The organism is Halomonas saccharevitans, from assembly GCF_900116405.1.
Classification (GTDB): Bacteria; Pseudomonadota; Gammaproteobacteria; order Pseudomonadales; family Halomonadaceae; genus Halomonas; species Halomonas saccharevitans.
The window spans coordinates 49,798-64,539 of record NZ_FPAQ01000005.1; the positions used below are offsets into that span (position 1 = coordinate 49,798).

At 66.7% G+C, this 14,742-nt stretch carries 10 protein-coding genes; 5 read left to right on the forward strand and 5 right to left on the reverse strand.

Annotated features, from left to right (window positions below; genetic code table 11):
* The first annotated feature begins 22 nt into the window (after positions 1–22).
* On the forward strand, positions 23–1,144 hold the full coding sequence (locus BM388_RS03810) for a phospholipase D-like domain-containing protein (RefSeq protein ID WP_089847393.1): 1,122 nt from the start codon (positions 23–25) through the stop codon (positions 1,142–1,144).
* 35 nt (positions 1,145–1,179) lie between these two features.
* Here the strand turns inward: BM388_RS03810 and BM388_RS03815 are convergent, their stop codons facing one another.
* Complete coding sequence (locus BM388_RS03815; protein ID WP_089847395.1) at positions 1,180–1,830, reverse strand: YecA/YgfB family protein; 651 nt, start codon at positions 1,828–1,830, stop codon at positions 1,180–1,182.
* 102 nt (positions 1,831–1,932) lie between these two features.
* Between BM388_RS03815 and BM388_RS03820 the strand changes: the two genes are divergently transcribed.
* The 3 genes from BM388_RS03820 to BM388_RS03830 all read left to right on the forward strand — a co-directional run bounded on the left by BM388_RS03820 (position 1,933) and on the right by BM388_RS03830 (position 5,490).
* Complete coding sequence (locus BM388_RS03820) at positions 1,933–2,493, forward strand: SprT family zinc-dependent metalloprotease (protein WP_089847397.1); 561 nt, start codon at positions 1,933–1,935, stop codon at positions 2,491–2,493.
* A 163-nt stretch (positions 2,494–2,656) separates the two neighbouring features.
* Entirely contained in the window at positions 2,657–4,606 is a 1,950-nt protein-coding gene (gene acs / locus BM388_RS03825; RefSeq protein ID WP_089847399.1) for an acetate--CoA ligase, read from the forward strand.
* 221 nt (positions 4,607–4,827) lie between these two features.
* Positions 4,828–5,490: a LuxR C-terminal-related transcriptional regulator gene (locus tag BM388_RS03830; protein ID WP_089847401.1), complete on the forward strand. Its 663-nt coding sequence runs from the start codon at positions 4,828–4,830 to the stop codon at positions 5,488–5,490.
* 187 nt (positions 5,491–5,677) lie between these two features.
* Here the strand turns inward: BM388_RS03830 and BM388_RS03835 are convergent, their stop codons facing one another.
* From BM388_RS03835 to BM388_RS03850, 4 genes are all read right to left on the reverse strand, one after another.
* Complete coding sequence (locus tag BM388_RS03835; RefSeq protein ID WP_089847403.1) at positions 5,678–9,625, reverse strand: hybrid sensor histidine kinase/response regulator; 3,948 nt, start codon at positions 9,623–9,625, stop codon at positions 5,678–5,680.
* Between the two features lie 69 nt (positions 9,626–9,694).
* The gene (locus BM388_RS03840) at positions 9,695–10,210 is read right to left on the reverse strand and encodes a hypothetical protein (RefSeq protein ID WP_089847405.1); all 516 of its coding nucleotides are present in this window, start codon (positions 10,208–10,210) and stop codon (positions 9,695–9,697) included.
* 114 nt (positions 10,211–10,324) lie between these two features.
* Positions 10,325–12,121, reverse strand: coding sequence for a sodium:solute symporter family protein (locus BM388_RS03845; RefSeq protein WP_089847407.1), 1,797 nt, complete (start codon positions 12,119–12,121; stop codon positions 10,325–10,327).
* Between the two features lie 6 nt (positions 12,122–12,127).
* Complete coding sequence (locus BM388_RS03850; protein WP_089847410.1) at positions 12,128–12,388, reverse strand: DUF4212 domain-containing protein; 261 nt, start codon at positions 12,386–12,388, stop codon at positions 12,128–12,130.
* A gap of 527 nt (positions 12,389–12,915) precedes the next feature.
* On the opposite strand from BM388_RS03850, the gene BM388_RS03855 reads away from it, so the two are divergent.
* On the forward strand, positions 12,916–14,739 hold the full coding sequence (locus tag BM388_RS03855) for a DUF294 nucleotidyltransferase-like domain-containing protein (protein WP_089847412.1): 1,824 nt from the start codon (positions 12,916–12,918) through the stop codon (positions 14,737–14,739).
* Positions 14,740–14,742: the final 3 nt, after the last annotated feature.

Consider the following 14,742-nt stretch of genomic DNA (forward strand, 5'->3'; position numbering starts at 1 on the left):
GGACGGAGACAGGGGCGATGCCATGCACGGCATGTGGCGAGACGGCAATCACTTCGCACTGCTGCCCGAGGCGTCGCGCTTCCTGCCGGCGATGTTCGAGGCCGTCGATCGGGCGCGCCACTTCGTGCTGATCGAACTCTATCTGATGGAGACGGGCCGGCTGGCCACGGCCCTCACCGAGGCGCTGCTGCGGGCCGCCGAACGCGACGTGTCGGTGATGCTGCTGCTCGACGGCTACGGCGCCATGGGCCTCGACGAGGCCGATCGCCAGCGCCTGAAGGCCGGTGGAGTGGCGCTGCGCTTCTTCAATCCCCTGGGGTTCGAGTCGCCGGTGCGCAACCTCACTCGGGATCACCGCAAGCTGGTGGTGGTCGATGGCGCCGAGGCCTTCACCGGCGGCTTCGGTGCCGTAGACGAGTTCCTTGATGCCTGGTATGAAGTCGCGGTGCACATCGAGGGGCCGGTGGTTGCCGACTGGGTGCGTCTGTTCTGTCGGGTCTGGGACTCGCCGCTGAGCCGTGGCCCCGGTGCGCCCTCGCTGGTGCGGGGGATCGAGCCTTCGCCGCGCCGGGACGAGGGCTATCACGGCATGCGCGGACGCGTGGTATGGGGCCAGGGCTATCGCTACCAGGCGATCCGCCACTCCCTGCATCGTCGGGTCGCGGCGTCAGAGCGGCGCCTGTGGATCTGCACTCCCTACTTCGTGCCCACGCTCACCCTGCGTAATCGCCTGGCGCGGGCGGCGCGGGGTGGGGTCGATGTGCGGCTGCTGCTGCCCGGCAAGACCCACGACCACCCCGGCGTGCGCTATGCCGGCCAGCGCTTCTACGGCCGGCTGCTGCGTGCCGGGGTGCGGATCTTCGAGTTCCAGCCCACCTTCATCCATGCCAAGTTCTCGCTGGTCGACCACTGGGTCAGCCTCGGCTCCTGCAACTTCGACCACTGGAGCCTGCAGTGGAACCTGGAGGCCAACCAGGAGGTGGACGATGCCCGCTTCGCCGCCGAGGTCGCAGAGCTCTTCGAGCGCAACTTCGCGACCAGCGAGGAGATCGACTCCGAGGCCTGGTCCCGACGACCGCGCTGGCAGCGTTTCAAGGAGTGGCTGTTCGGCCTGGTGGACGGCCTGCTGACGCGGCTGACCTAGCGTCGTGCCGGGCGCCCAGCCCCGGCGCCCGGCGTTTACCGCTTGCCCTTGCCGCGACCGGCGGGCGCCTTGCGCCGCGGCTTGGGCTTGGGCGTCTCCGGCGGCACGCGGTAGTGCAGGTAGAGATCCAGCAGCAGCTCCGGCAGCTGGCCGACCAGGCTCTCCAGCCGCGCCTGGTCGCCGGCCAGCTCGGCCATATCGGGCTCGTCCTCGAACAGCCCCGAGAGCAGCATGAAGGGCAGCAGCAGGGTGGCGGCGGCCTCCTCGTCATCGTCGAACCAGGCGGCCTCGTCGAGGAATACGCCCTCCATGAAGCCGGCGCACCAGTCGCCGATCGGCGTCTCCTCGGGCGGCACCTCGCCCAGTTCGAGCTCGAAGGGCAGCTCGGGCAGCCCGCCGCCCTCCAGCACCTCGATGGCCTTGGCGCGCAGGCGCTCCAGCAGCCCGAGGATCGCCTCGCGCTCGGCGTCGTCCTCGAAGGTCGGCTCGCCGTGGAAGAGCTCGGCGACCCAGGTCGCCGCCGGCACGTCGCGCGGGGCCACCGCCAGCGCCACCAGGAAGCCATGGGCGCCGATCAGGTCCAGGGCGTCGGCATCGACGCGCTCGGAGTCGAGGAAGTCATCCAGCAGATCGAGCTCCTGATCCTCGAGTAGCGGCTGGGGGAGGGGCGTTTCGGCATCGGACATGACGGCTCTCGCAGGGAAAGGGTGCAGGGTAAACGGGGTGGCGCCGCGGGCGCGGTGCCCCGGGCTTGTCGTGTCGAGACAGAGCGGCCATTCTAGCATCCCATGATGGCTCCCGCGCTTTCCGACCCCGACACCGCCCGGCTCGACGCCCTCGAGGGCGAGGCCCTGTACCGTGCCCTGCTCGACCGGGTCGAGGCGGCCTGGCAGCTGTGCCGCGAGGTACACCCGGCCCTGCCGCGCCCGGCGGTGTGGCTGGACCTGCGCGGCAAGTCGGCCGGACAGGCCCATTTCGGGCGCGGCGGGCTGCGCTTCAATCCGGTGCTTTACGAGGAGAACCGCCGAGCCTTCCTGGTCGAGGTGGTGCCCCACGAGATGGCGCACTGGCTGGTGCATCACCTCGAGGATGGCGGTCGGGCGCGGCCCCACGGTCGCGAGTGGCAGACCGTGATGCGGCGTCTCTTCGGACTTCCCCCCAGCACCACCCACCGCTTCGATACCGGGCGGGCGAGCCCCGCCCCCTTTCGCTACCGCTGCGCCTGTCGCGAACACGGCTTCACGGCGCGTCGCCACGCCCTGGCCCGTCGCGGGAGCCGCTATCGCTGCCGCCACTGCGCTCAGACCTTGGTCTATTGCGGCCGGCAGGTGTTTGAAAAGACCGTTTAAGTCATTGTTATAAAAAAGAAATTTGATCATACCAATGTCTAAAGGGAAGGCCGCGCCGGGACGTATATGCTGGTGGGCAGTTCTATGGAACCGGCACGTCCAACATCCGCGCGGCCGGCAACATCCACCTGGAGGGCGCATCCTCCCGGACAGAGGCATATCCATGACCGAGCATCAGAACGTCTACCCGGTAAGCGACGACTTCGCCGCCAAGGCCAACGCCGACAAGGCCACCTACGAGGCCATGTACCGGCAGTCGGTGGACGACCCGCAGGGGTTCTGGGGCGAGCAGGCCAAGAGCCTGGAGTGGTTCAAGGCGCCCACCAAGATCAAGCACACCTCCTTCGACGCGCATAACGTCGACATCCGCTGGTTCGAGGACGGTACCCTCAACGCCAGCGTCAACTGCCTCGATCGTCACCTCGAGGCCCGCGGCGACCAGCCGGCAATCATCTGGGAAGGCGACGATCCCAAGGACGACAAGACCCTCACCTATCGCGAGCTCTATGAGCAGACCTGCCAGCTGGCCAACGGCTTGAAGGAGCTGGGGGTCGGCAAGGGTGACGTGGTCACGCTCTACATGCCGATGATTCCCGAGGCCGCGATGGCGATGCTGGCCTGTGCCCGCATCGGTGCGGTGCACTCGGTGGTCTTCGGTGGCTTCTCGCCGGACGCCGTCGCCCAGCGGGTGGTCGGCGCCCAGTCCAAGCTGATCATCACCGCCGACGAGTCCGTGCGCGGCGGCAAGCAGGTGCCGCTCAAGGACAACGTTGATGCCGCCCTGACCCGCGACGGCACCGAGGTCTGCGAGAGCGTGCTGGTGGTCAAGCGCACCGGCGGCGAGATCGACTGGAAGGACGGCCGCGACGTCTGGTATGAGGACGTCGTCGCCAAGCAGTCCACCGACTGCCCGGCCGAGGAGATGAGCGCCGAGGATCCGCTGTTCATTCTCTACACCTCGGGCTCCACCGGCGCGCCCAAGGGCCTCAAGCACACCACCGGCGGCTACCTGCTGCACGCCTCCATGACCCACCGCTACGTCTTCGACTATCAGGACGGCGAGGTCTACTGGTGCACCGCCGATGTGGGCTGGGTCACCGGCCACAGCTACATCGTCTATGGTCCGCTGGCCAACGGCGGCACCACCCTGATGTTCGAGGGCGTGCCCAGCTATCCGACCCATGGCCGCATGGGTGAGATCGTCGACAAGCACAACGTCAGCATCCTCTACACCGCTCCCACCGCGGTGCGGGCCCTGATGGCTCATGGCGACGACGTCATGGCCTCCAGCCAGCGCGACAGCCTGCGCCTGCTCGGCTCGGTGGGCGAGCCGATCAACCCCGAGGCCTGGGAGTGGTTCCATCGGGTGATCGGCAATTCGAAGTGCCCCATCGTCGATACCTGGTGGCAGACCGAGACCGGCGGCATCATGATCGCCCCGCTGCCCGGCGCCACGGATCTCAAGCCGGGCTCCGCGACCCTGCCGTTCTTCGGCGTGATGCCGGCGTTGGTCGACAACGAGGGCAACGAGCTCCAGGGCGCCGCCGAGGGCAACCTGGTGATTCTCGACTCCTGGCCGGGCCAGGCGCGCTCCATCTGGGGCGATCACGATCGCTTCGTGCAGACCTACTTCTCGACCTACAAGGGCATGTACTTCACCGGTGACGGCTGCCGCCGCGACGAAGACGGCTACTACTGGATCACCGGCCGCGTCGACGACGTGCTCAACGTCTCCGGTCATCGCATGGGCACCGCCGAGATCGAGTCCTCGCTGGTGGCTCACGAGGCCGTGGCCGAGGCGGCCGTGGTCGGCTTCCCCCACGACATCAAGGGCCAGGGCATCTACATCTACGTGACCCTGGGCGACGGCTTCGAGGAGAGCGACGAGCTCAAGAAGGAGCTGACCAAGTGGGTGCGCAAGGACATCGGGCCGATCGCCTCGCCGGACGTCATCCAGTGGGCCCCGGGGCTGCCCAAGACCCGCTCGGGCAAGATCATGCGCCGCATCCTGCGCAAGATCGCCGCCAACGAGTGTGACGGCCTGGGCGACACCAGCACCCTGGCGGATCCCTCGGTGGTCGACGAGCTGATCGAGCATCGCGCCAACCGCTGAGGGCAGCGCCCCAGATGTGACAGCAGAAACCGAGCCGGCCCCACGGGCCGGCTTCTTCGTGTGCGGTCGATGAAGGGTGAAGGGCCGGCGATAGCCGATAAGCGCCTCATTGTTTCTCGCCTCTTGGGAATCGCCTAGGCCATGGGGTAACATGCGATAACAAATCGAGAGCCCAGCGTGGCGGTCGTCGGTCCGCCGCTCGAGGAACCGGAGGAAGATCCATGGCCTTTGCCCAGAAATTCATCGTTGCCGATGACCATCCGCTGTTCCGCGCGGCCCTGACCCAGGCCCTGCGCCAGCTGGCGCCCCAGGCCGAGATCGTCGAATCCGATACCATGGAGGCCACTACCGACGTGGTCACCCGGCATCCCGATGCCGACCTGATCCTGCTGGACCTGCACATGCCGGGCGCCCATGGCTTCTCCGGCCTGATTCAGCTGCGCGGCCAGACGCCGGACATCCCTGTGGCGGTGGTCTCGGGCAGCGATGAGGTCTACGTGGTGCGCCGCGCCATCGACTATGGCGCCTCGGGCTTCATTCCCAAGTCTTCCTCCCTGCAGCTGATCGCCGAGGCGGTGGGCGAGATTCTCGACGGCGAGGTATGGCTGCCGGCCGAGATGGCCGACGCCCTGGGCGAGGCCAACGAGGACGAGACCAAGTTCGCCGAGGCGATCGCCTCGCTGACCCCGCAGCAGTTCCGGGTGCTCAACATGCTCACCGAGGGGCTGCTCAACAAGCAGATCGCCTATGAGCTGAGCGTCTCCGAGGCCACCATCAAGGCCCACGTCACCGCCATCCTCAGAAAGCTCGGCGTGCACTCCCGCACCCAGGCGGTGATCGCCGCCCAGAAGCTCGAGGTCGAGCCGCCCAAGGTCGAGTCCTGACTCGGGGCGTTCACCCGCCACGCGCCGCCCGCACGACAACGCCCCGCCGGATTGCATCCGGCGGGGCGTTTCGTTTCGGGGTGTGTCGTAGAGCGGGGTGTGTCGTTAAACGCGGCCTTTCATCGGCGGTTTTTATTGACGCGGCTCGCCGCCGCGTCGCTCGCGGATCGTCATGGCGCTAACGGCACTAGGAGTGTCGCTCCGCGCGGCTGGCCTGCAGGGTGCGGGTGAGCAGGGCGCGCAGGGCGGCGGGGCGCACCGGCTTCAACAGCAGCTGATAGCCCGACCGCTTGACCTCCTCGGCGACCTCCTCGGTGCGATCGGCGGTGATCACGATGCCCGGCACGGCCTCCTCCAGCCGGTCGCCGAGGGCCTCCAGGGCCATCAGGCCGGTGACCTCGTTGTCCAGATGGTAGTCGGCGAGGATCGCGTCCGGGGCGCCGTCCAGGTGGCGCAGCACGGATTTGGCGCCGCCGATGGTGGTGGCCGTGAAGACCTCACAGCCCCAGCCCGAGAGCATCGCCTTCATGCCCTCGAGAATCAGCGACTCGTTGTCGATGCACAGGATGCGCGTGCCGTCGAGCTTGTTGCCGGCCCGCTTCGGGGCGGCGTCCTCGGCCTGCTGGGTCGCGGTGCGCGGTGCCACGGTCGGTACGCTGACCGAGAACATGGTGCCCACCCCCTCCCAGGAGCGCACCCGGATGGGGTGGTCGAGCACCCGGGCCATGCGATCGGCGATGGAGAGCCCGAGTCCCAGGCCCTTCTCACTCTCCTTGTGCCGGGTGGCCTGATCGAGGCGCCGGAACTCCTGGAAGATCTCGGTCTGCTTGGCCTCGGGAATCCCCGGGCCCGAGTCCCAGACCTCGATGGTGAGCCGTTCGCCGTGGCGGCGACAGCCCAGCAGGACGCGGCCCGCCTGGGTGTAGCGGATGGCGTTCGACAGGAAGTTCTGGACGATGCGGCGCAGCATCTGGGGATCGCTGTCGACCCACTGGCCGGTCGGCACCACCACCAGGTCCAGCCCGCGCTCCTCGGCCATCACCGCGAACTCGGCACGCAGCGGCCGGATGATGTCGGCCAGGGCGAAGTGGCTGCGCCTGGGGGTCAGCGCGCCGGCATCGAGCTTGGAGATGTCGAGCAGGGTGCCGAGCAGCTCCTCGGCGGCCTGCAGGGAGTTGTCGATATGGCCGATGGTGCGCTTGGTGTCGTCGGCGTCCATCTGCTGGGCCAGCGCCGAGGTGAAGAGCCGCGCGGCGTTGAGCGGCTGCAGTAGGTCGTGGCTGGCCGCGGCCAAGAAGCGCGTCTTCGAGGCGTTGGCGTCCTCGGCGAGCTGCTTGGCCTGGCGCAGGGCCAGCTCGGCCTCGGCGCGCACCCGGTTCTCCTGGCGCAGCGCGGCATTGGCCTCGGAGAGTGCCTGGGTGCGCTCGCGCACGCGCTCCTCGAGGGTCTCGTTGGTCTCCTTGAGGGCGATCTCGGCCCGGCGCCGCTCGGTGATGTCCTGATAGAGGGCGAAGAAGCCGAGTATCGCCCCGCTGTCGCCGAAGTGCGGCGTGTAGGTGACCAGCATGTAGCGCCGCGCCTCGCCGATGGGCAGTGAGACCTCGAAGCTGACCCGCTCGCCGGCCAGGGCGCGCTCGATCCAGGGGGCCCGCTCGTGGGCCATGTCGGGCGCGATGGCCTCGTCGATGCGCTTGCCGATCACCGCATTGCGGTCGATGCCGAAGGCCTGCTCATAGGCGCGGTTGGTGAAGAGGTAGCGACACTCCTTGTCGAAGTAGGCGATCAGCGCCGGCACGTTGTCCGTGTAGATGCGGATGTTGTTCTCCGAGCGGATCAGCGCCTCCTCGATGCGCTTCTGCTGGGTGATGTCCTGATAGGTGTAGACGAAGCCGCCGCCCGGCATGGGGTTGCCCTGCACCTCCAGCACGCTGCCGTCCTGGCGGTAGCGCACGTAGCGGTGGGGCTGGCCCTCGCGGATGTTGTCGATCAGCAGTCGCACGTGCTCCTCGGGGTCGCCGGGCCCGTATTCGCCGTTGTGGGCGTTGTAGCGAAAGATCTTGTCCATCGGCGCGCCGACCCGGATCAGGTGGTCGGGGAAGCGGAACAGCTCCAGGTAGCGCTGGTTCCACACCACCAGGCGCAGGTTCTGGTCGACCACGCTGATGCCCTGGTTGATGTTCTCGATGGTGGCCTGGAGCAGGGCGCGGTTGAACTCCAGCACCTGGGAGGCCTCGTCGACGATCGAGATCACGTCGGAGATGCCGATGCCGCGGCCCTGCAGGGCGGAGTTGACGACGATACGCGCCGAGGAGGCGCCGAGCACCGAGGCCAGGAAGCGTTCGGTGAACTGGATGACGTCGATGGAGGCCCGGGTATTGTCCTCCAGCGGCTTGCCGGTGCGCCGGGCATAGTCTTCGAAGGCGCGGCTCACCTGGCCGGCGCCCAGGAAGCGCTCGCACAGCACCTTCAGGTCGCCCACGGTGGTGGCGCCGGTCCAGGGGCGGTTCACCGAGGTCTGGCGGGTCTCGACGCTGTCGACGAACAGCGAGGCCTGGATGCGCTCGACCACCCGCTGGGGGGTCATCTGGGAGACGAAGATGTAGCAGAAGAGGTTCACGCCCAGCGAGAGCATCACGCCGTGGGTGAAGCTGTCGCCGACGTTGAGGCCGAACAGCGAGGTGGGGGCCAGCCAGGCGATGTCCAGCGGGCCGCCGTGGGCCCAGTCGACCGGCAGCACGCCGGTGGTGATCATGGTCGGCATCAGCAGGCTGTAGGCCCAGATGGCGAAGCCGGCGTTCATGCCGACGATCACCCCGAGCCGGTTGCCACGCTTCCAGTAGAGGCCGCCGATCAGCGCCGGGGCGAACTGCGCCGCGGCGGCGAAGGACAGCATGCCGATGTTGGCCAGCGAGCTGAACTCGCCGATCAGGTGATAGACGCCGTAGGCCATCGCCAGGATCACCACGATGGTGATGCGCCGGGCGCGCAGCACCAGGCGGCCGTAGTCCCGCGGCTTGGTATCGAACCAGCGCAGGCGAAACAGCGCCGGGATGACGATCTCGTTGGAGATCATGATCGAGACCGCCACGGCGGCGACGATCACCATGCCGGTGGCCGCCGAGAAGCCGCCGATGAAGGTCAACAGCGTCAGCCAGGCGTTGTCGGCCGCCATCGGCAGGGCCAGCACATAGGTGTCGGGCTCGATGCGGCTCTCGGAGAAGACGGTCAGGCCGGCCGCGGCGATCGGGATGACGAAGAAGGCGAAGGCCAGCAGGTAGAGGGGGAAGAGCCAGCGCGCCTTGGTGGCGTCGTCGCGGTGGATGTTCTCGACCACCGCGACGTGGAACTGGCGGGGCAGACAGAGGATCGCCAGCATGGCCAGCAGGGTCTGGGCCCAGAAGCTCTGGCCGAAGTCCTGATCGGCGAGCTGGCGCTGCAGCGCCAGCTGCTCCTCGGCGCGGCCCAGAAGGTCGCCCAGGCCGTCGAACATGCCCCAGGTGACGTAGGTGCCGAGCGCCAGGAAGGCCACCAGCTTGACCAGCGACTCGAAGGCCACGGCGTGGATCAGCCCCTCGTGGTGCTCGGTGGCATCGGTGTGGCGGGTGCCGAAGAGGATGGCGAAGGCGGCCATCACCAGTGCCACGTAGAAGGCGGTGTCGCCGAACAGCGGGGCCCGGGTGATGTCCGAGGCGGCGGTGATCACGCTGAAGGAGGTCGCGACCGCCTTCAGCTGCAGGGCGATGTAGGGCAGGGTGCCGATCAGTGCCACGAGGCTCGCGAAGGCCGCCAGCGACTGGGTCTTGCCGTAGCGCGAGGCGATGAAGTCGGCGATGGAGGTGACGTTCTGGTGCTTGGCGACGCGGATCATCTTGGCCAGCACCGGCCAGAACAGCAGCAGGGTGAGGATCGGGCCGACGAAGATGCTGGCGAACGACCAGCCGGACGTGGCCGCCTGGCCCACGGCACCATGGAAGGTCCAGGAGGTGCAGTAGATGGCCAGCGCCAGGCTGTAGATCACCGGCCGGCGTCGGCTCGCCCCGTGCTGGCGAGCGTGGCGATCGCCGCGCCAGGCGATGGCGAACAGCACGGTGATGTACAGCAGTGAAACGACAATCAGCAGCCAGCCGGCGAACATGCACTCAACTCCCTTCCGAAGACGCCCATTCTAGGGCAAGGCCGGTGCGTGGGGCAGCCGCCTCGGGGGTCAGGCCCGCGGGCAGAGCACCCCGTAGAGCGGGGCGGACGCCTCGAGGCGACGCATTTCCTCGGTACCGGGCGTTCGCGCCTCGCCCTCGAGGGGCAGCATTTCCCGGGTCGCGCAGTTCATCAGCCAGGCCTGGTGGCTCACCTGATCCACGTACTCCTTCTCGAAGCGATAGAGGAGGAACTCGACCAGCCGCTCGCCGTCGGCCCGGCTCACCGCCAGCTTGTCCTGCTCGACGATGGTGAAGGCCGTGGTCATCGGAAAGAGGAAGGTCCAGGGACGCCAGAAGACCTGGCTCTGCTTCACGTCGACCACCTCGGCCGAGTCGGGCAGCTGCTGGCGCTTGTGCTCGAACCAGGAGTACTCGTGATGGATCTGGTAGGCCAGCATGCCGAGGCCGGCGCAGACCGGGACGATCCAGCGCGGCAGGCGCTTGCCGCTGGCCAGGCGCAGGATCAGCCCGACCCCCGCGGCGCCGAGGCCGGCGAAGACCGCCGCAATCAGGTGCCAAATCATAGATCATTCATCCTTAAAGCAATCGGGCTTCCCTGAGGAAGCCCGATCGGTGAGGTTGTGCGGCCCGGACTGGCCGGGCCAGGGGGCCATTATGGCCCAGAAGGTCCTGAGACGTCAGTGCCCGGTGGCGATACCCGCGCCCTTGGGATAGCGAACGCTCTCCACCAGGTCCTGGATCTCCTGCGGAGGCTCCTCGGTGGCGTTGGAGACGGTGAAGGCGACCGCGAAGTTGAAGATCGCGCCGACCGCACCGAAGGAGAGCGGTGAGATGCCCAGAATCCAGTTATCCGGCGTGTTGGGCAGCATGTTGGTCTCCGGGATGAAGAACCAGCCCAGGTAGGTGAAGATGTAGAGCAGGGTCGTGCCGAGACCGGTCAGCATGCCCGCGACGGCGCCCTTGTTGTTCACCCGCTTGGAGAAGATGCCCATCATCAGCACCGGGAACAGAGAGGCACCGGCGATCCCGAAGGCCAGGGCCACCGTCTGCGCCGCGAAGCCGGGCGGGTTCAGGCCGAGGTAAGTCGCCAGCAGGATGGCGCCGCCCATGGAAATACGCGCCGCCAGCATCTCGCCCTTCTCGGTGATCTTCGGGTTGATCATGGTCTTGATCAGGTCGTGACTGATGGCCGAGGAGATGGCCAGCAGCAGGCCGGCGGCCGTGGACAGTGCCGCGGCGATACCACCGGCGGCGATCAGGCCGATGACCCAGCTGGGCAGGTTGGCGATCTCGGGATTGGCGAGCACCAGGATGTCGTTGTTGACGTTGAGCTCGCTGCCGTTCCAGCCGCGCTGTTCGGCGGTGTCGGCGAAGGCCTCGCTGCTGTCGTTGTAGACCTGGATGCGGCCGTCGTTGTTCTTGTCCTCGAACTGGATCAGGCCGGTCTCTTCCCAGGTCCGCACCCACTCGGGACGCTCCTCGTAGCGGATCGGGTTGGTCGCGGCGTCTTCATAGCTTTCCACCTGGCCGGCCATGTCCGGATAGACGGTAGTCATCAGGTTCAGGCGAGCCATGGAACCCACGGCGGGCGCGGTCAGGTAGAGCAGGGCGATGAAGACCAGGGCCCAGCCGGCGGACCAGCGCGCATCGGCCACCTTCGGCACGGTGAAGAAGCGGATGATGACGTGGGGCAGGCCCGCGGTACCGACCATCAGCGACAGGGTGAACAGCACCATGTTCAGCTTGTTGTCGACGTCGGCCGTGTAGTCGCGGAAGCCGAGCGCGTTGACCACGTCATCCAGCTTCTCGAGCAGCGGCACGCCGGATTCGGTGTGGGTGCTGAACATGCCCAGCCCCGGGATCGGGTTACCGGTCAGCTCAAGGGCGATGAACACCGCCGGGATGGTGTAGGCGATGATCAGTACCACGTACTGGGCGACCTGAGTATAGGTGATGCCCTTCATGCCGCCGAACACGGCATACAGGAAGACGATGAAGGCGGCGATCCAGATGCCCCAGGTGTTGCTGACCTCGAGGAAGCGCGAGAAGGCCACGCCGGCACCGGTCATCTGGCCGATGACGTAGGTGATCGAGGCGACGATCAGGCAGATGACCGCAACCAGGCGGGCGGTGTTGCTGTAGAAACGGTCGCCGATGAAGTCTGGCACCGTGAACTTGCCGAACTTGCGCAGGTAGGGCGCGAGCAGCATGGCCAGGATGACGTAGCCGCCGGTCCAGCCCATCAGGAAGGTGGAGTTGGCATAGCCGCCGGAGGCCAGCAGGCCGGCCATGGAGATGAAGGACGCCGCGGACATCCAGTCGGCGGCGGTGGCCATGCCGTTGGTGATCGGGTGAACCCCGCCGCCGGCGACGTAGAAGTCCTTGGTCGACCCGGCGCGGGCCCAGATCGCGATGCCGATGTAGAGGGCGAACGAGGCCCCTACGAACAGCAGGTTGATGGCAAACTGACTCATGCTGGCTTACTCCCCGAGTCCGAACTGTTTGTCGAGACGGTTCATCTTCCAGGCGTAGAAGAAGATGATCGCGATGAAGGTCAGGATCGATCCCTGCTGGGCGAACCAGAAGCCCAGGTCCGTTCCTCCTACTGGAATGCCAGCCAGTAGCGGGCGAAACAGGATGGCAAAGCCGTACGACACGAAGGCCCAGACGATCAGGCACCCCGTAATCAGGCGTACGTTCGCCTTCCAGTAAGCAGCGGCATTAGACTTGTCGTCTGCCATAGTGTTGCTCTCCACTTGTTGTTGAGATTGGAAAGTTGCCCGGAGCGTTTGCATCACTCATCAGGACAGTCGTGCCGACGGAACAGCCTCGATGGCGGAGTCTGAGCTGGCCTGTCATCGGGTGGCCCGCGGCCGGTCGTGGTGAAGTGTCGACGCGGGAATGCCCTGTATGGCTCATGCCCAAGTCTGGGCAGCAAACGCCGAAAATAAATCCCAGACTTTCGTATCATGATGAAAAATTGGCATAGGGTGTTTTTGTTAATTGTTTTTTAATCAAGCGTTTACGTTATTATTTAGAAGGCGTTTTTATTCTCTTCGGGGCGTGCATAGGACGATGGTATAGCCTCGAAATGCCACCGGGTTGAGGGGCGTCGAAGGGCAGTGTTTGACGATGGTCTAAGACGGCCAGGTTAGGACGATTGTCTAGGTCTTTATACCGCACCGACTTTGCTATCTTGAAGGCTTGCTGGACGCCGAGTGCGCCGAGGTCAGCGGGGTGGTGAACGCCGCGCAACGAGGACAGCCCCATGGTCGATGTAGAACTCTCCCATCCCCCCTTCACCTTCCTCGACGAGGAAGGCCGCGAGCGCGTTCGCCGCAGCATCGACCTGGCCTATTTCGACCGCGAGGAAATCATTCTCGATGCCGGCCAGGCCGGGGAATATCTCTTTCTGATTCACAAGGGCGAGGTCGCCGAGCTGGACCCGACCCTGCCCGGCGCTCAGTCGCATATCGGTCACTACACGGCCGGCGACCTGTTCGGCGCCATCAGCATCCTCAACGGCAAGAGCCGCTATCGCTTCCGGGCCGAACAGGAGAGCCTCTGCTACCTGCTGCCCAAGGGGGTTTTCAAGCAGCTCTGTACGGCCTATCCGGCCTTCGCCGAGTTCTTCCGCCAGCGCCTGGCCCAGAAGACACGCCTGCTCACCGAGCGCCGCGCCGAGGGCGGCGTCACCATGGCGGGCTTCATGCTGGCTCGCGTCAGTGAGTGCATGCGTTCCCCCCTGCTGGTGGCGGCCAGCACCAGCCTGGCCGAGGCGGTACATACCCTGAATGACAGCCACGCCGACAGCCTGCTGGTCGAGGGCGAGCAGGGGCCGGGCATGGTCACCAAGACCGACCTGCTCAACGCCCTGGTGCTCGAGGGCCTGACCCAGCAGAGCCCGGTGCAGGACGTGGCGCACTTCGCGCTGATCACGGCGACGCCCGAGCAGTACCTGTTCGAGGTGCTGGTCCAGATGACCCGCTGCAAGGTGGAGCGCGTCGTGGTCATGGAAGGCGACCGGCCCTGCGGCGTGGTCGAGCTGACCGATGTGCTCAGCTACTTCTCCAGCCGCAGCTACGTGGTGAGCCTGCAGGTGGAGCAGGCGGACAGCCTCGAGGCGCTGTCCGCCGCCAGCCGTCGCACGCCGGAGCTGGTCAAGGCGCTGATGGCCCAGGGCGTCAAGCTGCGCTTCGCCATGGGGCTGTTGGCGGCGCTCAACGGGCGCATCATGAACAAGGCCTGGGGATTTCTGATCGACGAGCAGTATCACTCGGAGAGCTGCCTGATCGTGATGGGCAGCGAAGGGCGTGGCGAACAGATCCTCAAGACCGACCAGGACAACGGCCTGATAGTGGCCGACGATCTCGACTGGCCCGACTGCCAGGCGCAGATGCAACGCCTCACCGAGACGCTGATCGAGCTGGGCTACCCGCCCTGCCCCGGCGACATCATGGTCTCCAACCCCGAGTGGGTGGGCACCGAGAGCCAGTGGCGCGAGCGCATCGCGCAGTGGGCGGCGAAGCGCGACGGCGAGAGCCTCATGCGCCTGGCGATCATGCTCGACGCCCATGCAGTGGCCGGCAACGCCTCGCTGCTCGAGCGGCTGCGCGAGGAGCTCTTCGAGCGCTGCAGCCGCGACGAGATCCTGCTCTCCTACTTCGCCCGCACCGCGCTGCGTTTCTCCACGCCGCTGACGCTGTTCGGGTCGCTGAAGAAGCCTCAGCACGGAGTGGACATCAAGAAGGGCGGCATCTTCCCCATCGTCCACGGGGTACGCACCCTGGCACTCGAGCGGCGCATCACCGCGACCTCCACCCTGGAGCGGCTGGGCGCGCTGGTTGCCGACGGCCGGCTGGAGGAGCGTTTCGCCGAGGACCTGGGCGAGGCCCTGTCGCTGTTCACCGAGCTGAGGCTTCGCCAGCAGCTCGAGCGCCTCGATGACCCTGAAGGCAAGGGCGAGGAGCCCGACCGGGTGGTGGTGCAGGAGCTCTCCTCCCTGGAGCGGGACCTGCTCCGCGAGGCCCTGCACATCGTCAAGGAATTCAAGCAGCGGCTGTCGCACCGTTTCCACCTCGAGTACTCCTGACGC

What these genes read in the sequence shown, in the direction of transcription:
- BM388_RS03840 (WP_089847405.1), bottom strand. Translation starts at nt 10,210, where the DNA reads ATGATTTGGCACCTGATTGCGGCGGTCTTCGCCGGCCTCGGCGCCGCG.
- BM388_RS03815 (WP_089847395.1), bottom strand. Translation starts at nt 1,830, where the DNA reads ATGTCCGATGCCGAAACGCCCCTCCCCCAGCCGCTACTCGAGGATCAG.
- BM388_RS03820 (WP_089847397.1), top strand. Translation starts at nt 1,933, where the DNA reads ATGATGGCTCCCGCGCTTTCCGACCCCGACACCGCCCGGCTCGACGCC.
- BM388_RS03830 (WP_089847401.1), top strand. Translation starts at nt 4,828, where the DNA reads ATGGCCTTTGCCCAGAAATTCATCGTTGCCGATGACCATCCGCTGTTC.
- BM388_RS03845 (WP_089847407.1), bottom strand. Translation starts at nt 12,121, where the DNA reads ATGAGTCAGTTTGCCATCAACCTGCTGTTCGTAGGGGCCTCGTTCGCC.
- BM388_RS03835 (WP_089847403.1), bottom strand. Translation starts at nt 9,625, where the DNA reads ATGTTCGCCGGCTGGCTGCTGATTGTCGTTTCACTGCTGTACATCACC.
- BM388_RS03855 (WP_089847412.1), top strand. Translation starts at nt 12,916, where the DNA reads ATGGTCGATGTAGAACTCTCCCATCCCCCCTTCACCTTCCTCGACGAG.
- BM388_RS03810 (WP_089847393.1), top strand. Translation starts at nt 23, where the DNA reads ATGCACGGCATGTGGCGAGACGGCAATCACTTCGCACTGCTGCCCGAG.
- acs (WP_089847399.1), top strand. Translation starts at nt 2,657, where the DNA reads ATGACCGAGCATCAGAACGTCTACCCGGTAAGCGACGACTTCGCCGCC.
- BM388_RS03850 (WP_089847410.1), bottom strand. Translation starts at nt 12,388, where the DNA reads ATGGCAGACGACAAGTCTAATGCCGCTGCTTACTGGAAGGCGAACGTA.